This is a genomic window from Streptomyces sp. NPDC102283, assembly GCF_044766265.1.
GTDB lineage: Bacteria > Actinomycetota > Actinomycetes > Streptomycetales > Streptomycetaceae > Streptomyces.
The window spans coordinates 47237-67564 of the sequence record NZ_JBIWLQ010000014.1 but is presented as its reverse complement, the minus strand read 5'-3'; the positions used below and the strand labels follow the sequence as shown (position 1 = coordinate 67564).

18 protein-coding genes are annotated in these 20328 nt (G+C 72.9%); 7 read left to right on the top strand and 11 right to left on the bottom strand.

Annotation, left to right across the window (positions count from 1 at the left end; all coding sequences use genetic code 11):
- Positions 1–40: 40 nt before the first annotated feature.
- Positions 41–1633, bottom strand: coding sequence for a protein kinase (locus ACIRJT_RS25930; RefSeq protein WP_403913328.1), 1593 nt, complete (start codon positions 1631–1633; stop codon positions 41–43).
- Between the two features lie 309 nt (positions 1634–1942).
- On the opposite strand from ACIRJT_RS25930, the gene ACIRJT_RS25925 reads away from it, so the two are divergent.
- The 3 genes from ACIRJT_RS25925 (at position 1943) to ACIRJT_RS25915 (ending at position 6031) form a co-directional block, all read left to right on the top strand.
- Positions 1943–3394 (top strand): hypothetical protein, encoded by a 1452-nt coding sequence (locus ACIRJT_RS25925; RefSeq protein ID WP_403913326.1) that lies wholly within the window; start codon positions 1943–1945, stop codon positions 3392–3394.
- 106 nt (positions 3395–3500) lie between these two features.
- Complete coding sequence (locus tag ACIRJT_RS25920) at positions 3501–4790, top strand: AAA family ATPase (RefSeq protein WP_403913324.1); 1290 nt, start codon at positions 3501–3503, stop codon at positions 4788–4790.
- On the top strand, positions 4787–6031 hold the full coding sequence (locus ACIRJT_RS25915; RefSeq protein WP_403913322.1) for a VWA-like domain-containing protein: 1245 nt from the start codon (positions 4787–4789) through the stop codon (positions 6029–6031). The genes ACIRJT_RS25920 and ACIRJT_RS25915 overlap by 4 nt, the downstream gene beginning before the upstream one ends.
- Positions 6032–6184: 153 nt before the next feature.
- Here the strand turns inward: ACIRJT_RS25915 and ACIRJT_RS25910 are convergent, their stop codons facing one another.
- The 10 genes from ACIRJT_RS25910 to ACIRJT_RS25865 form a co-directional block, all read right to left on the bottom strand.
- Positions 6185–6706 (bottom strand): AAA family ATPase, encoded by a 522-nt coding sequence (locus ACIRJT_RS25910; protein ID WP_403913651.1) that lies wholly within the window; start codon positions 6704–6706, stop codon positions 6185–6187.
- Positions 6703–7635 carry an FtsK/SpoIIIE domain-containing protein gene (locus ACIRJT_RS25905; RefSeq protein ID WP_403913319.1) on the bottom strand — a complete coding sequence of 311 codons (933 nt, stop codon included), beginning with the start codon at positions 7633–7635 and terminating at the stop codon, positions 6703–6705. The genes ACIRJT_RS25910 and ACIRJT_RS25905 overlap by 4 nt, the downstream gene beginning before the upstream one ends.
- Positions 7629–8201, bottom strand: a complete 573-nt coding sequence (locus ACIRJT_RS25900) for an FtsK/SpoIIIE domain-containing protein (RefSeq protein WP_403913317.1) — start codon at positions 8199–8201, stop codon at positions 7629–7631. Before ACIRJT_RS25900 ends, ACIRJT_RS25905 begins: the two co-directional genes overlap by 7 nt.
- Positions 8202–8503: 302 nt before the next feature.
- On the bottom strand, positions 8504–8707 hold the full coding sequence (locus tag ACIRJT_RS25895) for a hypothetical protein (protein ID WP_403913315.1): 204 nt from the start codon (positions 8705–8707) through the stop codon (positions 8504–8506).
- Positions 8708–8898: 191 nt separating this feature from the next.
- Positions 8899–9696, bottom strand: a complete 798-nt coding sequence (locus ACIRJT_RS25890; RefSeq protein ID WP_403913312.1) for an N-formylglutamate amidohydrolase — start codon at positions 9694–9696, stop codon at positions 8899–8901.
- Positions 9697–9834: 138 nt separating this feature from the next.
- A complete protein-coding gene (sph, locus tag ACIRJT_RS25885) occupies positions 9835–10815 on the bottom strand; it encodes a sphingomyelin phosphodiesterase (protein WP_403913309.1) in 981 nt (326 codons plus the stop codon).
- Between the two features lie 140 nt (positions 10816–10955).
- On the bottom strand, positions 10956–11630 hold the full coding sequence (locus ACIRJT_RS25880; RefSeq protein ID WP_403913307.1) for a class F sortase: 675 nt from the start codon (positions 11628–11630) through the stop codon (positions 10956–10958).
- Between the two features lie 107 nt (positions 11631–11737).
- Positions 11738–12238: a hypothetical protein gene (locus ACIRJT_RS25875; protein ID WP_403913304.1), complete on the bottom strand. Its 501-nt coding sequence runs from the start codon at positions 12236–12238 to the stop codon at positions 11738–11740.
- 125 nt (positions 12239–12363) lie between these two features.
- Positions 12364–14286, bottom strand: coding sequence for a sensor histidine kinase (locus ACIRJT_RS25870; RefSeq protein WP_403913648.1), 1923 nt, complete (start codon positions 14284–14286; stop codon positions 12364–12366).
- 118 nt (positions 14287–14404) lie between these two features.
- On the bottom strand, positions 14405–15130 hold the full coding sequence (locus ACIRJT_RS25865; RefSeq protein ID WP_402012794.1) for a response regulator transcription factor: 726 nt from the start codon (positions 15128–15130) through the stop codon (positions 14405–14407).
- Positions 15131–15352: 222 nt separating this feature from the next.
- On the opposite strand from ACIRJT_RS25865, the gene ACIRJT_RS25860 reads away from it, so the two are divergent.
- The 4 genes from ACIRJT_RS25860 to ACIRJT_RS25845 all read left to right on the top strand — a co-directional run bounded on the left by ACIRJT_RS25860 (position 15353) and on the right by ACIRJT_RS25845 (position 20248).
- Positions 15353–16654: a cytochrome P450 gene (locus ACIRJT_RS25860; RefSeq protein ID WP_403913300.1), complete on the top strand. Its 1302-nt coding sequence runs from the start codon at positions 15353–15355 to the stop codon at positions 16652–16654.
- Positions 16651–17904, top strand: a complete 1254-nt coding sequence (locus ACIRJT_RS25855; RefSeq protein WP_403913297.1) for a cytochrome P450 — start codon at positions 16651–16653, stop codon at positions 17902–17904. The genes ACIRJT_RS25860 and ACIRJT_RS25855 overlap by 4 nt, the downstream gene beginning before the upstream one ends.
- 36 nt (positions 17905–17940) lie before the next feature.
- A complete protein-coding gene (locus ACIRJT_RS25850) occupies positions 17941–18765 on the top strand; it encodes an ATP-grasp domain-containing protein (protein WP_403913295.1) in 825 nt (274 codons plus the stop codon).
- Between the two features lie 226 nt (positions 18766–18991).
- The gene (locus ACIRJT_RS25845; protein ID WP_403913293.1) at positions 18992–20248 is read left to right on the top strand and encodes a hypothetical protein; all 1257 of its coding nucleotides are present in this window, start codon (positions 18992–18994) and stop codon (positions 20246–20248) included.
- Positions 20249–20328: the final 80 nt, after the last annotated feature.

The window sequence follows — 20328 nt, the reverse complement described above, 5'->3', positions numbered from 1 at the left end:
ACGGGTGGGGCAGAGGGGCGAACGACAGCAGAGCGGGTACTCAGCCCGTCGGGCCGTCGAGGTCGAGACGTATCAGGGCCAGCGCCTCGGCGACCTCCTCCGTCATCTCGTCGTCGGAGCCGAACACCAGACACAGATCGTCGTACAGGGGAGCCAGGATCCGCGCGGCCTCGGACGCCAGCCCCTGGGCGAGCAGCAGCATCCCGATGTCGCGACGGAGCTCGACCGCCTCGTCGCTCACGTCTCCGTCCACGGCCCGGACGACCTCCAGGACACCGCGCAGCGAGGCCAGCGCGTCGGTCACCTGCCCGAGCTCGCCCCGACACCGGGCTGCCTGCGCACGGCAGCCGCGGGCCCGCTCCCCGGTGGGCCCGCCGGTCCGCCCATAGGCGTCGGCAAGAGCTTCGAACTCGGGCAGCGCGGCCCGGAAGTCCCCGCCGAGCAGCTGGATCGCGGCGCGCTGCCGCCGCAGGTCCAGCACCTTCCGGCTCTCCTCCCCGAGAGCGCGGGCAGCGGGTCCGATCATCTCTCCGAGCACTTCGGCGGCCTGGGCGTACCGCTCCTCCTCCAGCAGGGCGTCGGAGTGCTGGTAGGCCTCCTCGATCTCCGCGCGAAGCTGTTCCGGTACGGGGACGGGCCCGGCGGCTGCGACGCCCGGGCTCACGGCCGTCGGCGCAGGGCGGTCGCCCTCACCGGCGCGGGCCCGCGGTGCGTACGGATTCCGGAAGATCCCGGTCGGGTCGGGCGCACCGCCCCAGTGAGCCTCACCGGTCAAGGGCTGGTGACCGGGCGGCGGCAGGAAGGGACGCAACCGCTCGTACACCTCCTGCACATCGGCGGGCCGGGACTCCGGCGCCTTGAGCAGCAGACGCAGCACGAGGTCCTCAAGCTCGGCGGGCACGTCGGGGCGCAGCGCCCGCAGCGGGGTGGGCGCCGCGTTGACGTGCTGGGACATCACCACGTACTCACTGCCACCCGTGAAGAGCAGGCTTCCGCAGAGGAGTTCGTGGAGGATGCAGCCGAGGGCGTACAGGTCGGTCTGCGTACTGGTGCGCCCGCCCCGTACCTGCTCCGGCGCCATGTACTGGTAGGTCCCGATCGGGGTGCCGGTGGCGGTCAGCTTGGTGACGTCGCTCCGCAGGATCGCCGCGATCCCGAAGTCCAGGACCTTCACGGTCCCGTCCCGGGCGACCAGGATGTTGCCCGGCTTCAGGTCGCGGTGGATGACCGGAACCTCGTGCGCGTACGACAGCACGGTGGCGACCTGCGCGGCGACGGCGACCGCCCAGCTGACCGGCAGCGGACGTTTTGGGCGGATGTACGAGGACAGCGCCACCCCGTCGACCAGCTCCATGACCAGGTACAGCCGCTCGTACGAGTCGTCCAGCACCGCGTCGTACACCTGGGGTACCCCGGGATGCCTGATCTTCGCGGTGATGCGCGCCTCGCGACGGAAGCGCTTCGCGAACTCCTCGGCCAACTGCGGCGAGCCGAGCACGGCCTGCTGCCGGATCAGCTTCACCGCGACAGGCCGGTCGAGCACGGCGTCGTAGCCGCGCCACACATCCCCCATGCCGCCGCTGTCGAGCCCCTCCAGCAGTTCGTACCGACCGGCGATCGCCTGTTGTGACACCGTTCCCCCGGGCTTGTGCGGATGCGGTCGACGTGCACGGGGCCGACCACGACGTGGTTGGGGACGAGTCTCGCCGGTGGGAGTGTGCCAGGTCCACCGGCGGCACGGGGCGAGGGACGAGCCGTCTTGTTCCGGTCAATGGAGTGGCTCGTTAGTACTGCTCAGGGCGGTGCGGCCGCCCTGTCGGCTGCGGGAGGCGCACGGTCGGAGAAGAAAGTCCTGGCAGATCTCGGTGACCGGAGCTAGGCTCCCCGCGATGACTCTCTCCCTGAACAGATGGGGGGACCCGTCCGCGCAAGGTGAGTGCTGATGCTCACTTCGACCGCGAACCGGGATTCCTACCCGTCTCCTCTCTCCTCCCCGTCCTTCTGGCCGCGCGTGCGCGAGTTCGCCGTGCCGGCCCCGATGATCGAGACCGCGACCGCCCGCCGTGAGGCCGGGGACTGGGCAGGAGCGTGCGCCGCAGCAGGCGTCGACATCGATTTTCGCCTCCGGTCCGTGGTGCGCAGCCATGGCCCGGAACTCACCGCCCGCATCCGGGCGGACCTCCGCCATCTGGCTCCCGACCTGCTGCGCTGGCACATGCCGAGGATCGCCCCGCACGGCCTGCTGCGCCCGGGGCTGACGATCGAACTGGCCCGCTACGACCCACCGGAGCGTGACGCCCCGGGCCCCCTGCACCTGGTCGTCCGGACCCCGCCCGCCTGGGCGGACGCCGGGCAGCGGATCAGCCTCGCACTGTGGGACGGGTCGCACACCGAACCGGGCGCCCGCCGCCACCCTCACCCGCGTCCGAACCGGCGCTTCCGCCTCGACCTGCACCGCCACCTGTGGGATGCGCGCACGGCCGATGAGCTACGGATCCGTTGCGGCCTCGACGACCTGCCGTCCGCCCGTGCCGCCGAGGCCGTCGACCCGGGGTGGTGGGCCGCCGTCCCGCCGGACCGACGCTGCGCCGTCGACCGCTGGGCGGCGGAGGCGGCGATCCTGCTCCGCGCCGAGGGGCAGGGGCCGGGCGGAGCGGTCAGCGTGCGGCTGGGCGGCCGACGTCGGCTTCTCCTGCGACTGGAGGCCGGCGCGGACGGTCGGGGGACGCCTGTCGCGCGGGTCGCGGAGGCGGCCCCGGACCCGGGCGCGTCCACTCCACCGGTGCTGCCGGACGCGGCCACCTGGGTGCTGCCCGACCTCGACCTGCTCCGAACCGGGGAGATCGAGGCCGGTCAGCTGCACCCGCTGGTCGCGCGGGCCCTCGTTCCGGACCTGCCGCCGCCTGATCCGACATCGGCTCGTCCGGGCGGCGGTGACCGGGCGGGAGCGTCGCGCCTCGTGGAATGCCGGGGAGAGCAGCACCGGATCGGCCTCGTCGAAGGGGCCCTCGCCCCGCTGGACCACGATCCGGCCGAGGTCCGCCGCGAAGAACTGCTGGTCGCCCTGACCGGTACTCCGCTGCCCTGCCTCCAGGCCATCGACGAGGCGCACCGGCGGCCGGACTGCCTCACCGGTGTGCGGGAACGCCTCGACCACGGGGACATCGCCGGTGCGCTGGCCGTCGTCGAGGGGCTGCTCGGCCCTGGGGCGTTGCTGCGCGACGGTCCTCTGCGGGACGAGCTGGAGGCTGCCGCGCAACGGCGGATCACCTACGGACTGTTCCGGGCCGATCTGCTCGGTCCCGGACCCGTCCGTCACCGCTCCGACGTCCGCCGACCCGTCGACCCCCGCCCTCGTCGGGCCCGACGCCCGCGTCACACAGCCGTCGGCTGACCCCGGGGCTGCCGGTCCTGTCGGCTCCCGCGCCGTGACCGTCCTGGCCCAACCCCGCACCCACCCCTGCCCATTCGCCCTCTCTCATACCCTCAGGTGATCACTCATGCTCATGAACACCCCGTCCGCCGCGCCCGCACACGCACCCGCACCCGTGCCCACGGACTCCGCCCCCACCTCCCAACTCGCCGTCGCCGAAACGCTGATGAGCCTGCTCCGCGACACCACCACCGAGCCGCGCCCCGACATCCAACTGGAGGCGCTGACCCTGGCGGTCTCCGCCGACCTGCCCGTGCTGCTGTGGGGTGAGCCGGGGATCGGCAAGACCGCGGCGCTCACCCAGCTCGCCGCCTCCCTGGATCTGCCGCTCACCACGGTCATCGCCAGCGTGCACGAGCCGTCCGACTTCTCCGGACTGCCCATCGTCGGCGACGACCCCGCCGAACAGGGTGTGCCGATGGCCCCGCCGGACTGGGCCGTTCGCCTCGTACGGGCCGGGCGCGGGCTGCTGTTCCTCGACGAGCTCTCCACCGCACCGCCCGCCGTTCAGGCCGCGCTCCTGCGCCTCGTACTGGAACGGCGGATCGGGGCGCTGCAACTCCCGCCCGGCGTACGGATCGTGGCCGCCGCCAACCCGCGCTCCTCGGCGGCCGACAGCTGGGAGCTGAGCCCGCCGCTCGCCAACCGCTTCGTCCACCTCCAGTGGACCCACGACCACGAGGTCGTCGTACGCGGCCTCGCCGGCACCTGGCCGCGCGCGACCCTGCCCCGCCTCGACCCCGACAGGCTGCCCGAGGCGGTGGACTTCGCCCGGCGCGCGGTGTGCGGGCTCCTTTCGGCCCGCCCCACGCTCGTCCACCGGCTGCCCACGACGGAGACTCGCCGGGGCGGCCCGTGGCCCTCGCCGCGCAGCTGGGACATGACGCTGAACCTGATCGCCTTCGCGACGGCCGCCGGGTCGTCCCGGGACGTGCTGTCCCTGCTGGTCCGGGGAACGGTCGGGGACGGCCCGGGTCTTGAACTGCTGGCAAGCCTGGACCGGATGGACCTTCCGGACCCCGAGGACCTCCTCGCCGACCCGGCGGGCGCCGTCCTCCCCGAGCGTGGCGATCTCCGGCAGGCCGCGCTGGACGGGGTCGTCGCGGCGGTCCGTACCCGCCCGGACAGGGCCCGTTGGGACGCGGCGTGGGCGCTGCTCGTGAGGGCGCTGGAGGACGGAGCCCCGGATCTGGTGGTCGTCCCGGCGACGACCCTCGCCTCGCTGCGCCAGGAGGACTGGGACGTACCGGCCTCCATCGAACAGCTCGCGGGCGTCGTGTCCCTGTCCGGGCGCGCGGACCGGGCCGCCGCCCGGGTCACGGCGAAGGCGAAGACGAAGACGACGGCGGGCCGATGACGACGACGGACGCGCCGAGCGCGCTCGACCTGGGCAAACTCTTCGCCGCCCGCCTCCAGGCAGCCCGGGTCCGCCCCTACCTGGCGACCGCGCTGTTCGCCCTGCACACCGTGGAGTCACGGCTGGTCCCGACCATGGCCGTCGACCGGTACTGGCGGGCTTACGTCTCGCCGTCCTTCGTGGCCCGTACCCCCGTCGAGGAGTTGGCCGGGGTGTGGGTCCACGAGGTGTCGCACCTGTTGCGCGACCACCACGGCCGTAGCGACCGGGTCGCCCGGCAGCGCGGGCTGACCGGGCCGGGGGAGCGGCTGCGGATGAACATCGCCGCCGACTGCGAGATCAACGACGACGTGTACGGCGACGGCCTGGCCGCCCCGAAGGGCGCGGTCTACCCGTCGACGCTGCACCTTCAGCCCGGCGAGCTCATGGAGGACTACCTGTACCAGTTCCGCCTAGGCTCCCGCACCCAGGACCTCGCCTGGCTGGACTGCGGAAGCGGCGCCGACGGACTGGAGAGGGAATGGGAGCTCGGGCCCGACGGCGCGAACGGGCTGAGCGCGCAGGAACAGGACGCGGTCCGCTTCAGGGTGGCGCAGGGCATCACGGGCCGGCCGGGGAACGCCTCGAAGGGGTGGAAGCGGTGGGCGGAGGAGGCGTTCCACCCGCCGCAGCCCTGGCGGGACCTGCTGGGCGCCGCCGTACGCTCGGCCGCCTCGGGGCCCGGCGCGGGGGAGGACTACACCTACGGCCGCCCGTCGCGACGCTCCACCGGACTGCCCGGCGTCGTCCTGCCGAGCCTCCGCCGCAGACCGCCCCGGGTCTCCGTCGTCATCGACACCTCCGGTTCGGTCAGCGACGCCGAACTGGGCAGCGCACTCCTGGAGGTCGCCGCCATCTCCCGCGCGGTGGGCGGCCGCCGCGACCTGGTCACCGTCCTCGCCTGCGACGCGGCGACCAGGGTCGTCCACCCGCTGTGCCAGGCCGAGGGCATCCCGCTGGTGGGAGGTGGCGGCACGGATCTCCGTACGGGCTTCGCCAAGGCGCTGCGGTCCCATCCCCGCCCGGACGCCATCGTGATCCTGACCGACGGACAGACACCCTGGCCGACCGCGCAACCGGCCTGCCGAACGGTCATCGGCCTGTTCCCGAGGGACCACCGGCGCCGCTCCTGGGACGAGGACAACCCGGACTACGTCCCTCGCCGGCCGCCGGCGTGGGCGCGGGTGGTGGAGATCGGCTAGCTCCGGTCAGTCGGGTGCGGGAGGTGGCAGATCGGGCCAGTTGGACCCGCTGCTCCGGCCGCCGCCAGGTGGTCAGCACGGCACGGCCCGGCGGCTGGCCGACGGGAGTCGCCGAACCGAACAGGGGACCCTCCCCTCGGTCGCAGGAGAGCGTCAGCGCGCTCGTGCCCAACTCCCGCAGGCGCTGAGGACGGGTTCGTACATCGCACGGGCGGCTCCTGCTGAATTGCGGCAGAGCACCAGGCGTAGTCCGATGTCGCCCGCCAGCGGGAGGTAGTCGAGGATGGGAGTGAAGGGGCTGCCTGAGGCTGTCGAGACGAGTTCGTAGTCGTCCACGACGAGGAAGATGTCGAAGCCCGTGTACCAGCTTCTCGAGCGCAGCTGTTCCGAGGTGACGTCGGGGCCGGGCAAGCGGCGCGCCAAGGCCTCGGCAAGGGCGTTCATCTGGGTCGGCAGTTTCGCACCGCTCGGCAGATATTCGGCCAGGTAGTCCCTTCCCACGCTGCCCAGCAGGGGCCGCCGGTAGTCCACGATGATCAACCGGGCTTCTGTCGGTGTGTACCGCTCGCTGACTCTCCGGGTGAGCAGTCGTAGCAGCGATGTCTTTCCGGACCCACTCTCTCCGATGACGACGAGGTGCGGCTCCTGCGCGAAGTCGGTACTGAACGGGGTCAGGTCCGTTCCTTCGATGCCCAGCGCGATGCCGGAGTCTGAACGGTCGAACTTCTCGGGAAGCGTGTCTGGCGGGCGGAGTACACGGCGACGACATCGGCGACCGTGCGCCGGACCCGCTCGGGGTCGAGGCGCGTGGTCACATCTCCCACGTGAGGCAGGTTCTTCAGTTCCTGAAGCGATCCGGCGTTGAAATCAAGGCAGTAAAGCTGCACTTCGGACGGAGTGTGGGTCAAGGCGAGCGCACAGATCACGGTCCGGAGCAGCGTCGACTTTCCCGACTGCGGCGCGCCGACGACCAGATGGTGTCCGTGCGTGCCCGAGAAGTCGAGCCACTGTGTCTCCCGGCGTAGTTCGAAGGGTCTGTCGGACAGCCCCACCGGTACCCGCAAGCTGCCGGGTTCCGTGTTCACGGGCGCGTGCAGCCCGCGCTCCGGAGTGACGGTCAACTCCGGAAGCAGCGCGTCCAGGGTCGGCGCGTCGTCCAACGGAGGAAGCCATACGGGGCGTGCGAGCGGCCCCTGACCCTCGACCCGGCGTACGAGGGTGTCCAGCAGACTGTCGGCGAGGACGGCGTCGCCGGAGGGCTCGCCATCTCCGGGCGGTCGGGGAGCCGATGCGTATGCGGCTCGAAACTGCGTCAACCCGGCACTGTCGTAGATGAGATAGGCGGATCCGGGGAGCGCCGGCAGGTGATAGGCGTCCGGGACGCCTATCACCGTGCGGGATTCCGCTGCCGAGAGCGTGCGCAGGACGATGCGGTACAAGAGGTAGGTTTCCAGGCGGCGTAGCTTGCCTTCCTCCAGGTGCTGTGAGGACAGCAGCAGGTGTACGCCCAGCGAGCGCCCGACGCGGCCGAGCATGACGAAGGCGTCCATCAGATCCCGCCGGACGTCGAGGAGTTCGGTGAAACCGTCGACGACGATCAGCAAGGAGGGAAGGGGCTCCAGTGGTGCCCCGGCCGCACGTGCCCCGTCGTAGGCGCGGAGCGTGGCATAGCCACCAGAGGAGCGGAGCAACTCCTGACGCCTGACAGCTCGCCACTGATGGCGTCCATCATCCGTTTCACATGTGTCGGATCGCGGGAGAGACCGGTGATGAGGCCCGAGGCGTGGGGAAGGTTTCGCAGCCCGTCGAAGGCGGCGGTGCCTTCGTGGTCGATCAGGAGGAAGTTCAGTTCGTCCGGGGAGTGCGTGACGGCGAGGCCCAGGATCAGGGTGCGCAGAAGTTCGGACCGTCCGGAACCTGCGGTGCCGATGCAGAGACCGTGGGGGCCTATCCCGCCCTGCGACGCGTCCTTCAGGTCGAGCGCGGAAGGTTCTCCCGTTTCGGTCAGGCCGATCGGTACCCGCAGCGTGCCCTCCGGCTGTCGGCCCTGCCAGGCCCGGGGGGCGTCGAACCGCTCGGGGTCAGTGATACCGAAGAGTCCGGTGAACTCCACTGCGGCCCTGGATGTCGCGGCGGTGTCCGGCAGCGCTCCGACCCAGAGTCTCCGCATACGCCGGGTCGTCTCGGCCAGCGCCTGCCTCGCTTCGGCGGAGCCGGAGGCCTCCTGATTCGTCCTTGAGCAGGCCTTCCAGTTCGCCCGCGCCGCGCACGGGCGACCGGAGCTGGTTGAGGCCGGGGTCCACGTACCCGTCAGTCGCGACCAGCAGCGCGATTCGGCGTCCCGCCATCAGGGTCCTCCCGACTCCCCCGTGCCGCCGGCCGCGAACCGCGTCGCCACGACCTAGACCAGCCTGCTCTGGTCCTTCGCGGACAGGGCTCGGAACGCGCCCTCGTCGCCCCTGAACTCCCAATCTAGGAACGGGGCTTGGAACGCTGGACGAAAGCCACCAACACGTTGCTGATCGCCTTGAGCGCCGCCGCGGAGAAGGCGCCGGTGACGACGAGGACGCCCAACTCGTATCCGGCGGAGGCCATCGAGCCCTCCGGCGCGAGAGCCTGCTTGCGCTCCACACGCAACAGACCCATCGCCTTCAGATCCCGGTGAAGACTGCTCACCTGGCGATCCCTGTGTTCGGCGGACGCCGTGGATCCCACGTTCACTCGGAGCACCAGCTCGTACACCCTGGCTCCTTCACGCGGAAGTTCGCCATCGACGACTGGTCGTATAGCGCCTTTGAGTGGTGCGGGAGAAGCGGAAGACTCCTCCGCCGACTCCCCGGGTCACCGACCGGAGGCACCCGGCCGGCTCAGCACGCCTCCACCAACTCCGCCAGCGCCCCGGCCAGCATGTCGAGCCCCGGCCCCGCCGGACCGCCCGGCTCGCTCATGTACGTGTCGCGGCGGATCTCGATCATCAGCGCGGTGACCCGACGGTCCGTTCCGTAGTGCTGGAGCGGGACGTACGTACCCGCGAACGGGGTGTCGTGTCCGAGACCGCCCGGCGAGACGCGGCCCCCGAACGCCGCCTCCGCCGCCGCGAGAAGCTCCGGCGGGGTGTGGAACGGGTCGGTGCCCAGGCAGACGGGCGGGCGGGGGCCGGTGCCGTGGAGTTCGTAGGGGAGGGGCAGGGTCGGGTACGAGTGGACGTCGATGATCACCGCGCGGCCGGCGGCGGCGAGGCGCGACTCGACCGCCTTCGTCATCGCGGCGGCGTACGGGTGGAAGTACGCCTCCAGCAAGGGGCCTGGGTCCGCCCCCGGCGGGCGGAGCGGTTCGCGGTGGGTCGTGCGGGTGTAGACGGCGCCCATGCCGACGGCGAGCATCTCCTCCCGCTCGTCCGGGAAGCGCTCCGGGTCGACGACCAGCCGGGAGAGGTCGTTGACGAAGCGCCACGGGGCGGCCGGGGCGATCGCCGTTGCCGCGGCCGCCAGTTCGGCGGTGTGGGAGTCGGTGATGTGGTCGAGCTCGCGCTCCAGGGCGGCATCGTCCAACGTGATCCCTTCGCGCACCTTTCGCGGGATGCGGCGGGAGCCGTGCGGGACGTGCAGGAGGACCGGTGAGTCGGCAGCTCCCGGGATGAGCGTGAACGGCTGCGGATCACTCACGAGTGACTCCTTCGGTGTGTTGCCTTCGTTCACGTACCAGCATCCCGGACCGCCCCCGGAAGGCCTCGGCGGGAGTCGGGCGACGTCGCCGCCCCCCTCCAGTAATGAAGAGAGGGGGACGGCGACGTCATGGCGCGGCTACCGGCCGGAGCCGATCACCGGGTAGTGGTCGGAGAGGTTCGTGTACGTGTAGTCCTTGCCCCAGCTGGATACCGTCCAGGGGGCGCTCTCCTCCTTGATCACGTCGTTCTTCCAGCCCGCCGGCTTGGCGTGGCCCGTGCGGTGCAGGACGTGGTCCAGGTCCTCGCGCGGGTCGTCGGGGTAGCGCTCGGAGGCTATGGAGTTGTCGCGGGTGTCGAAGGAGTACGGGTGCCCCGTCCGGGTCTCCGGCGTGCTCAGGCCCGCGTCGGAGAGGAAGGAGGCGTACTCGGCCGAGTGCCCGTCGACGTTGAAGTCGCCTGCCACGACGACCTGTTCGGAGGCGGGGATGTTCTTCGCGTCGAGGAACGCGTCCATCTGCTGGAACTGCCGGCTGCGCACCTGCGCCGCCTGGCCCGCCGAGCAGCCGGGGTCGGTCGACTGGGCGTGGGTGCCGACGACGTGCACCCGGGCGCCGTTGACGTTCAGCACCGTGTAGGCGAAGCCCTTGTTCGAGAACCAGTCGCCGCCGCAGGCGTCCTTGAAGACGAACTGCTCCTTGCGCACGATCGGCCACTTGCTCAGGATCGTGACGCCGCCGTCCTCCGGCGTCGCCGCCGCGTACGAGCCGCCCGTCGCGTCCCATCCGCTCTTGCTGCGGCCGACCACCGGAGTCTGGTACGGGTACTGGGACGCGGAGTTCCGCAGCAGCGCGTCGGAGGCCCCGTTGTCGAAGGCCTCCTGGATCACCACGACGTCGTTGCCCCGGAAGAACGGCGTCTTCGGGATCTCGGCCGCCCGGTGGTCCTGGCCCCAGTTGGGGTACAGGGTCTTGCTGAAGATGAACGCGTTGTACGAGAGCACCCGCAGCGAAGGGGTCTCGGCAGCCGCCGCCTGCGGTGCGTTCACGGCGAGGGTGGCGGTGGCGAGGGCGGCGGACAGGGCCACGCCGGTCAGGCGGCGGAACGCGGTGTTCGGCACGAGGTCTCCTGTGGTCGAGTGGGGGGCGTACCGGTCGACCCCATCCAAGCAGCGGGAGTTACCCACGGGTAGACACCGGGTGGCACGAGTCTGTCCGCCCGGCTGCCATCCGGGTACCACGTGGGCGGGTGCGCCGACTCTCAGGCGAGGGCGCCGTACACGATGAGGTTGTCGACCGTATGTCCCTCGGCGTCGAACTCGCCGTCGCAGGTGATGAGCCGCAGCGTGCTGTCCTTCGTCGGGCCGTAGACCTTGTCGGTGGGGAACGCCTTCTTGCTGACCGCTTCCTTTCCGGTGACCGTGTAGCGCAGGGTCTTCCCCGCCCCGTCGCGGACCAGCACCTCGGCGCCCTCGCGGATGTTCTTGAGGTCGTGGAAGACGGCGCGGCCGAAGCGGGTGTCGTTGTGGCCGATCAGCACGGCGGGCCCCGGTGTGCCGGGCGCGGAACCGCCGCTGTACCAGCCCGCGGTCATGCCCTTCTCCGCGGGCGGGACCTCGACCGTGCCGTCCGGGTTGAGTCCCAGTGCCATGAGCGTGCTCTGTATGCCGATCGAGGGGATGGAGACGTGGGCGGGAGCCGGCCGGTCCGGCTCGTCCGTCCTGGACGGCTCGGTCGATCCGGTCGATCCGGATGCCGCCTCGCCCTGTGCGGAAGACGCCGAGGCGGAAGGCGTGCCCGACGCGGCGGCGGAGGATGAGGAGGAGGACGAGGGGGAGGGGTCGGCGGACGAGCAACCCGCCAGTGCGACGCAGGCCGCGAGGGCGGCCAGCAGGGCGGTGGTCCGCCGGAAGCGGTGGGGCGTACGGGACGGCACAGAGGACTCCGGGATCGGGCGGGGCGGTGTGGTGCGGGCCGGTGCGCGGGCGTGGCGCCGCCCCGGTGCGGGGCGGCGCCACGGTCAGCGGTGGTGAGCGGTGCGGGTCAGCCGTTGAGGCCGGCCGCCGAGCGGCGGCGCAGCACGATCGTGCCCACGCCCGCGAGCAGCGCGGTCCCGGCCACCGAGCCGATCAGCACCGCGGTGCTGCTGTCACCGCTGCCGGCGGGGCGTTCACCCGCGGCGACACCGCCGCGCGGGGTGACGGCCGGGCCCGCGTCCTTCGGTGCGGGCGCCGGGCGCTCGCCCGCCGCCACGCCTCCGCGCGGGGTCACCGCAGGTGTGGCTTCCGCGGGTCCGGCCTCCTTCGGTGCGGGCGTCGGACGTTCGCCCGCCGCCACGCCTCCGCGCGGGGCGACCGCCGGGGCGGCGGCCTTCGGGGTCTCCGTCGCGGCCTCGGCGGGCTTCGACAGGTCGACCACGGCGGGCTCCGACGGCTTCGGGGAGGCGTCGGCGAAGGCCGCGGCGGACGGGACCAGCACCGCGCCGGCCGCGACGGCGGCCAGGACGGCGGCACGCAGGGTGCGGCGAGAGGAGAAAGCGGTCATACGGATGGCTCCATTCCATACTCGGCCCCGTGAGGCCCCGGACGCGGGTTCGCACCGGGGACGGGGCGTGCCGCCAGGCTGGCCCGGAGATATGAAGAAGCTGTCAGAGCGCTGTGGTCATCCCATCAGGGGCCGGGCGGCGTGGTCCCGGGCAGCCGGAGGACGAACGTCGACCCCTCGCCCTCGACGCTCGCCGCGTCCACCGTGCCGCCGTGGGCCTCGACCAGCTTGCGGACGATGGCGAGGCCGAGGCCGCTGCCGCCCGTGCGGCGGCTGCGGGACTTCTCCGCGCGCCAGAACCGGTCGAAGACATGGGGAAGGTCCTCGGGCGGTATCCCCGATCCGGTGTCCGCCACCTCGACCAGCACCGCCCCGTCACCCTCCTCGGAGGCGTACGCGCGCAGTGTCACCCGCCCGCCCTCCGGTGTGTGCCGTACGGCGTTGGACACCAGGTTGCCCACCGCCTGCCGCAGCCTGACCGGGTCGGCGCGCAGGGCCGGCCCCGGCGCGGTGGGCGTGACGGCGAGTGTGACGCCCGCGTTCTCCGCCCGCGCCTGGTGGGCGGCGGCGACCTGGCTCAGCAGCTCCCGGGTCTCGACGGGTTCGGGATGCAGCCGCAGCACCCCGGCGTCGGCGGCGGCCAGGTCCTGGAGGTCGTCGATGATGTGCTGGAGCAGCACGGCCTCCTCCAGCAGCGAGGAGACGAACGCCGGGTCGGGGTCTGCGAGTCCGTCCTGGGCGGCCTCCAGCCAGCCCCGGATGTTGCTCAGCGGGGTGCGCAGCTCATGGGCGACGTCGCTCACCATGGCCTTGCGCTGCTCCTCCAGCCGCGCCCGGTGCGCGGACATGTCGTTGAACGCCGCGGCCAGCCGGCCGACCTCGTCGTCACCCGAGACGGGCACCGACTCCGGCTGCTCCCCGTCGCGCATGCGCTGCGCGGCGCCGGTCAGCGCGTGCAGCGGGCGCACCAGCCTGGCTCCCGCGAACACCGACGCGCCCACGGTGAGGGCCAGCACGAGCGCCGCGGCCCCGGCGATCCTGGCGGTGTTCGCGGGGGAGAGGTCGAACCCGGGCAGCGTCGCGCCGCCCTCGTCGCCGATGAAGAGGAGGGCGGGGGAGGACACGTACGAGCTGAGCTGTTCGCTCCGGGCCGCGCTCACACAGGACGCGATGGCCCGGTCGTTCTCCCCCGTGCGCTCCGGCGTGACGACGGACGGCGTGGCGTCCTCCATGGGGGCGTCGCTCGGCACCGGCGCCGGCAGCGGCACCCGTGGCACCAGCGGTCCGGCCTCGCCCGGCACGGACGAAGAGGCGGGATCGCCCCAGGACAGGTCGCTGTTCAGCCGTACGCCCTCGCGGCCCTGGCGCTTCAGACAGGCGTCGGCCAACCCGGTGAGCGCGTCGAGCGCCTTCTGTTCCGAACGGGTGGGCTCGTCCAGGGCGGCGAGATCGCAGCGCGTGCCCAGCGCGCGCTCGGGGTCGTTGCCCACGATCTGCACCCGGGGGCGGCCGCTCGCGCCGACCACCACGTCCGAGGCGATTCCCGCCCGGTTCAGGCACTCCACCTGGTCGTCGGCGGTCCGCCGCAACGCCTTGCCGTCGGCCGCCGACAGTCGGAACGGCCCCACCGCCCGGGGATCGATGCGGTCGGCCGCCGTGCCCTGTCCATCGGTACCGCGCGCCGCCAGAACGGTGTCCACGGACAACGGGTCGACCACGGCGGACGCCTGCGGCGGGAGCGCCGGGGCGGTCGCCGCCGTGGCGGAGTCCGCCAGCGGCTGCCTGCCCTGCGTGGTCAGGGCGACCCGGCGGCCCGACTCCCGGGCCAGCTCCCGCACCGTCGCACCGACCCCGTCCCAGGTCGGGTTGCGGGCGGCGTAGTCCAGCAGCGTGTCGTAGATCCTGGCGTCCGCCGTGAGGTTCTGCCCCTGCTCCTGCTTGATCGCGCCGGAGGTCGTCTGCACGGCGATCCAGGCGGTGGCCGCCACCGAACACGCGGCCACCAGCGCAGAGACGGCGAGCAGCCGCCCCAGCAGGCTCCGGCGCAGCGGCAGCCGCGCCCGGCCCGGTGTCTCCCGCCGGCCGTCGTGCCGACCGCTTCGGCCGGGGCCCTTGCCGTCCCCGTGCGTCCCGGGGCCGTCCGTCCCGCCGGTCCCGCCGTGCGCCCTACGCACGCCGGGCCGCGGCCTTCGCCGGATCGGTGAGCTTGTAGCCGACGCCGAACACGGTGAGCAGCCGCTCCGGCCGCCGCGGGGCCCGCTCGATCTTCTTGCGCAGGTTCATGACGTGCACGTCGACGGTCCGGGCGCTGATGTAGCGGTCGAACCCGTGAAGCTCCTCCAGCAGCCGCTGACGGCTGAACACCCGGTCCGGTCCCGCCGCCAGGGCCGCCAGGATCCGGAACTCGCCCGGGGTGCACTCCACCGCCCCGCCGCCCACGGACACCTGGTGCCGTGCCGGGTCGACCACGAGGGTGCCGACCCGGAGTACCGGGTCCTCGGCCACCGGCTCCGGGGAGGCGGTGCGCCGGGCACGCCGCAGCAGGGTACGGACGCGGGCCATCAGCTCGCGCGGGCTGTAGGGCTTGGTCATGTAGTCGTCGGCGCCCAGGTCGAGACCGAGCAGGAGGTCGTCCTCGGTCGACCGGGCGGTCAGCATCAGCACCGGCAGCTCGCGGTTCTCGGACCGCAGCACCCGCACCACGTCCAGGCCGTCGGCCCGGGGCATCATCACATCGAGAACGAGCAGGTCGGGTTCCTGGTGCCGGACGGCGTCGAGCGCGGCGAGGCCGTCGCCCACGATCCGTACGGCGTGTCCTTCCCGTTCCAGATAGCGGCGTACGAGCTCGGCCTGCTTCTCGTCGTCCTCGGCAACTATGACGTCAGCGCACACGCCCCGATCGTAGAGCGGCGGGATCACGGCGCGAGCCCGGGGCTGGTCACCACACGGTGGGCGGATATCGGAGGAGAAGGGGCGGAGGTGAGGGCGAGACCATCGGAGTTCGGGCGAATATGAGCGCGAACAGCTTCGGTGGTTCACGCAATCTCCTTATAGTGGTGCCGCGTTGATCGTATGGTCGCAACGCGCGAAGCCGTCGCCCCTGGAGTCCGTACGATGACGAACCCCTCGTCCGCCACGCCCGCGTCCACGGCCGGCGCCGGCGGACGCTGCCCGGTGGGCGCCGGTACGGGCTCCGTCGCGCTCGGCGGACCCGGCTTCCCCACCGAACCCCAGGAGCTCTACCGGTCCATGCGGCGCGACCACGGGCCCGTCGTCCCGGTCGAGCTGCCCGGTGGCTTTCCCGCCTGGCTCGTGATCGGCTACCGGGAACTCCACCAGGTCACCAGCGACGGGGAGCTGTTCCCCCGGGACGTCTCCCTGTGGAACCAGTGGGGAAACGTCCCCGCCGACTGGCCGCTGCTGCCCATGGTGGGCACCCCCATGCCGTCCATCTACTTCACCGCCGGAGCCGAGCACCGCAAGCACGTCGACATGGTCGTACCGGCTCTCGAAGGCGCGGACCCCTTCGAGATCCGGCAGCACTGCGAGCAGTTGGCCGACCGGCTCATCGACGCCGTCTGCACCCGCGGCGCCGCCGACCTCGTCGCCGAGTTCGCCGAGCCGCTGCCCGTCCTCGTGCTCGCCCGGCTCGTCGGCTTCCCCGACGACGAGGGCGCCGACATCGCGCGGGTGCTCAAGGACCTCGCCGACGGCGGCGCCGGCGCGCAGCAGGCGCACCTGCGCTTCGGTGAGCACATGCGGCGCCTCGTCGCGGCCAAGCGGGCCCGGCCCGGCGACGACGTGACCTCCCGGATGCTCGCCCACCCCGAACCGTTCACGGACGAGGAGTACGCGCTCGACCTGATGGCCGTCACGGCCGCCGGCCACCTGACCACCGCCGACTGGATCAGCAACTCCACCCGGCTGATGCTCACCGAGGACCAGTTCGCCGACGCCCTGTCCGGCGGCCGGCACAGTGTCGCCGAGGCCATGAACGAGGTGCTCTGGGAGGACGGACCCACCCAGATCCTGGCTGGCCGCTGGGCCGCGCGCGACACCCGGCTCGGCGGACGGAACATCGCCCGCGGCGACATGCTGCTCCTCGGGCTCGGCGCGGCCAACGCCGACCCGCACATCCGGCAGCAGGTCGGCGCATCCGCCGTCCGCTCCGGGCAGGGCGGCAACAGCGCGCACCTGGCGTTCAGTCACGGCGAGTACCGCTGCCCCTTCCCCGCCCAGGAGATCGCCGAGGTCATCGCCCGTACCGGCATCGAGGTGCTGCTGGACCGGCTGCCCGACCTCGAACTGGCCGTCCCCGCCTCCGAACTGGTCCGCCGGCCGTCCGCGTTCCTGCGCGGGTCGATCGCCCTGCCCGTCCGCTTCACTCCCGTACGCACGACAGGAGACGCGTTGTGAACTGCCCGCACACTGCCGCCGCGCCGGCCGACCGGGGCGCCGGGACCGTCGTCATCGACCCCATGGTCCAGGACCTGGACGGCGAGACCGCGCGGCTGCGCGACGCCGGGGTCCTCGCCCGGATCGACCTGCTCGGCGTACCGGCCTGGACGGTCACCCGGCACGCCGAAGCGCGCCAACTCCTCGTCGACCCGAGGCTGGTGAAGAGCATCGACGCCTGGGGCCTCTGGCAGAGCGGCGCGGTCACTCACGCGTGGCCACTGATCGGCATGATCGACGCCGGGCGCTCCATGTTCACCGTCGACGGGAGCGAACACCGGCGGCTGCGCACCAAGACCTCGCAGGCGCTCACCCCCCGCCGTCTGGAGACGATCCGCCCGGAGATCGAGAAGTTCACCCAGGAGCTGCTGGACGCCCTCGACGCGGCGCGGGGGGACGACGGGGTCGTCGACCTGAAGGCGGTCTTCGCCCAGCCGCTGCCGATGCGGGTGGTCGGCATGCTCATGGGAGTGGACGAGTCCCAGCACGCCATGCTGACCAGGCAGTACAAGGCGTTCTTCTCCATGCTCACCCCGCAGGACGAACGCCTCGCGCTGCTGGCCGAGCTGGACGTCTTCTACACCGACCTCGTACGGGAGAAGACCGCCCGGCCCACGGACGATCTCACCAGCGCGCTGATCCTGGCCGAGGAGGGCGGCGAGCCGCTCACCGAGGAGGAGGTGGTGGGCAACCTCAAGGCCATGGTCGCCGCCGGGCACGAGACCACCATCGGCCTCGTCCTCAACGCCGTACGCGCACTCCTGTCCCACCCCGACCAGCTGCGCATGGTGCTCGCCGGAGAGGTCGGCTGGGACGCGGTGATCGAGGAGACGCTGCGCTGGGACACCCCCACCACCCACCTGCTGATGCGGTTCGCCACCGAGGACATCACCGTCGGCGACGAGGTGATCCGCAAGGGCGAGGGGCTCGTCGTCTCCTATCGGACCATCGGCCGCGACATCGAGCAACACGGCCCCGACGCGGACGACTTCGACATCACCCGGCCCACGCGGAACCGCCACATGACCTTCGGTCACGGCCCGCACATCTGCCCCGGCGCGGCCCTGTCGCGCGTCGAGGCGGGCATCGCGCTGCCCGCTCTGTTCACGCGCTTCCCGGGACTCCGCCTCGCCGTCCCGGACGGGGAGATCACCAAGCTTCCGGTGATGACGCAGAACGACATGACCGCCTTCCCGGTCCTCCTGGGCTGACGGCGCGACCGGCGGACAGCGGGAGAGGCGAGCCGTATGCGGTCCGGACCCGGCTTCCTGGCGCTCGCGCCGCACCGCTCCGGCACGGCCTCCCTGCTGTCCGACGCGGCGCGCCGACGCGGCATGGAGGTGACCGTGCTGCCCGCCGACGGAGTGCCCGAGCGGTACCGGGGGAGAGGAGACGGGCACTACTACGGAGGCCCGTGTCTCGGCGCCCGGGTCGCGGATCCGCTCGGGGTGGCGCTCCTGGAGCCGCACGACGGGTGGCTCGACGCCCTTCCGGTCGCCTTCACCGGCCGGAGCGTCAGCCGGGTGCCCCTCTCCGAGGCCCGCCGCCGCACCGGCCCGCTCTTCGTCAAACCGCCCACCGACAAGAGCTTCCCGGCCGCCGTCCACCCGGACGGCGCCTCGCTCCCGCAGCCTCCGCCGGGCTCCGGCGACCCGCTCGTCCAGATCAGTGAAGTCGTCAGCTGGGCCGACGAGTTCAGGCTCTTCCTGCTCGACGGCGAGATCCGCACCGGATCGCGCTACGCCGTGCACGGCCGGCTCGACGCGGCCCCGCTGGCAGGCCACCCCCAGGAGGCCGCCGTACGCGCCTTCGCCGACCGGCTCACCGCGGAGTGCGGGGACACCCTGCCCGGAGCCGTCGTCGTCGACGTCGGGCGGATGCGCCGCCCCGGCCGGGCCACCGTCTGGGCGGTCGTCGAGGCCAACATGGCCTGGTTCAGCACCGTGTACGCCGCCGATCCCGACCGCGCCCTGGACGTGGTGCTCCGGTCGGCGGGCCCCGGCGGCCTGGTCCGCGAGCGGGACGCGGCGTTCCGGCGGGCCCGCCCCGCCGTGCCCGCGCCGAGGGGCTGAGGCGGTGCCCCGGGCAGGTCTCCGGAGCACGCGAAGATCCAGGTTGCCGAAGAAACAGTCGTGGTAACTTCGCCGTCAGCCATGTGAGTTGGACCGGCTCGGCGGGGGATGGCCCGGCGATGAGTGCTGTCCGGCACGGGCACCCGGGACCGGACCTGGTGCAGAGCCTCGTCGACGCGCTGACCCTGCTCGTCTGCGTCAAGACCGCACCCAACGCGTCGAGTTCGTGGACACGGTGGCCTACAGCCTCGGCGTCGAACTGGCCTACCCGGACAGCACGCCCCGGATCGACATGACGCATCTGGTCCGCAAGGTGATCCACCGGCCCGGCGGCCCCGAAGCACTCGTCTACGCGGTCCGTACCGTCTCCGGCCAGGACGACGCCGAGCGGATCGCCGCCGAGGCTGGCATCCGGAGCGACGGCCGGCCGGCCCCCTGGCTCGCGCCCGTCTTCGAGGAGAGCGTCGCCCGGCAGGCGTGGCGGCTGCTCGTCGACGCGAAGGACATCGACGGCGGGCGCCTCGCCGCCCTCCTCGCCGAGGAACTGCCCGGGGAACTGCCGGACCACAGAACTCCGGCCGAACTCCTCGACCACGCGCTGGACATGGCCGCACTCGCCGACGGCCTCCCCGCCGCCGTCGTCCTCGTCGAGACGGCCGCCGCCCTGTCGGCCGAGCAGGGTGCGGCGCTGCGCCGGTGGGCGGACCGCTGGGCGGCGGGGGACGCTGCCGCCCAGGCCGGCGGCGGTACGCCGGGCTCACCGGGCCCGGCCGCCGGCTGGTCGCCGGACTCACCCGCACCGTCGACGGCTGGCTGCGTGAACCGGTGGAGGGGCGTGCCGTGGCGCGGGCGCGCGGCGGCGGCCGGTCACCGGGCCGAGTGGCGGCTGCGCAATCTGCGGTGCGCGGACGAGGAGCGCGCCGGGCTGGCGGCGGCGCTGCGCACGGGCACCGCGCCGCCGCCCGTACGGCCGCCCCTGCTCGTCCCGGCCTCAGAACGCACCCACTGGCAGGAGGTGAGGGGCGCGCTCTACCTCCGCCCGGGCCTCGCGCCGGGCCTCGCGCCGGACCTCGCGCCGGACCTCGCGCCGGACCGTGCGTCGGACGTCACCGTCGCGGGCATCGGGCCGGGCGCCGCGCCGGGTGCCGGACCGATCGTCGCGTCGGGCGTCGCTGTGGCCGCCGCGTCGCTCGCCGTCGCTCCGGGCGCGCGCCCGGAGATCACGCAGCCGGTCCGCGCCGATGTGCTGCTGGTCCGGGGGGAGGCCGCGGCGGCACGGGAGGCGTACCGGGAGCGCTGGTCCGAGGCGCCGGGAGATCCGCATCCGCTGGCGGGCTGGCTGCTGGCGCACACCGCGCTCCACCCCGGCCACCGGCGGCTCCTCGCCCGCCCGGAGCGGTTCGCCGCCGCTGTGGCGGGGGAGGGGCCGGAGGTGTGGGAGCACGCGGCGCACCTGCTGGCCGCCCCGCGACCACGCGCCTGACCAGCACCGGGTCGCCTTTGCGGAGCGTGCGGGAGTGCCCGGGGGGAGGCCTTCACGCGTGAGGCACGTCACTGTGCGTG

What these genes read in the sequence shown, in the direction of transcription:
- ACIRJT_RS25860 (WP_403913300.1), top strand. Translation starts at nt 15,353, where the DNA reads ATGACGAACCCCTCGTCCGCCACGCCCGCGTCCACGGCCGGCGCCGGC.
- ACIRJT_RS25925 (WP_403913326.1), top strand. Translation starts at nt 1,943, where the DNA reads ATGCTCACTTCGACCGCGAACCGGGATTCCTACCCGTCTCCTCTCTCC.
- ACIRJT_RS25850 (WP_403913295.1), top strand. Translation starts at nt 17,941, where the DNA reads ATGCGGTCCGGACCCGGCTTCCTGGCGCTCGCGCCGCACCGCTCCGGC.
- ACIRJT_RS25920 (WP_403913324.1), top strand. Translation starts at nt 3,501, where the DNA reads ATGCTCATGAACACCCCGTCCGCCGCGCCCGCACACGCACCCGCACCC.
- ACIRJT_RS25875 (WP_403913304.1), bottom strand. Translation starts at nt 12,238, where the DNA reads ATGACCGCTTTCTCCTCTCGCCGCACCCTGCGTGCCGCCGTCCTGGCC.
- ACIRJT_RS25900 (WP_403913317.1), bottom strand. Translation starts at nt 8,201, where the DNA reads ATGCGGAGACTCTGGGTCGGAGCGCTGCCGGACACCGCCGCGACATCC.
- ACIRJT_RS25915 (WP_403913322.1), top strand. Translation starts at nt 4,787, where the DNA reads ATGACGACGACGGACGCGCCGAGCGCGCTCGACCTGGGCAAACTCTTC.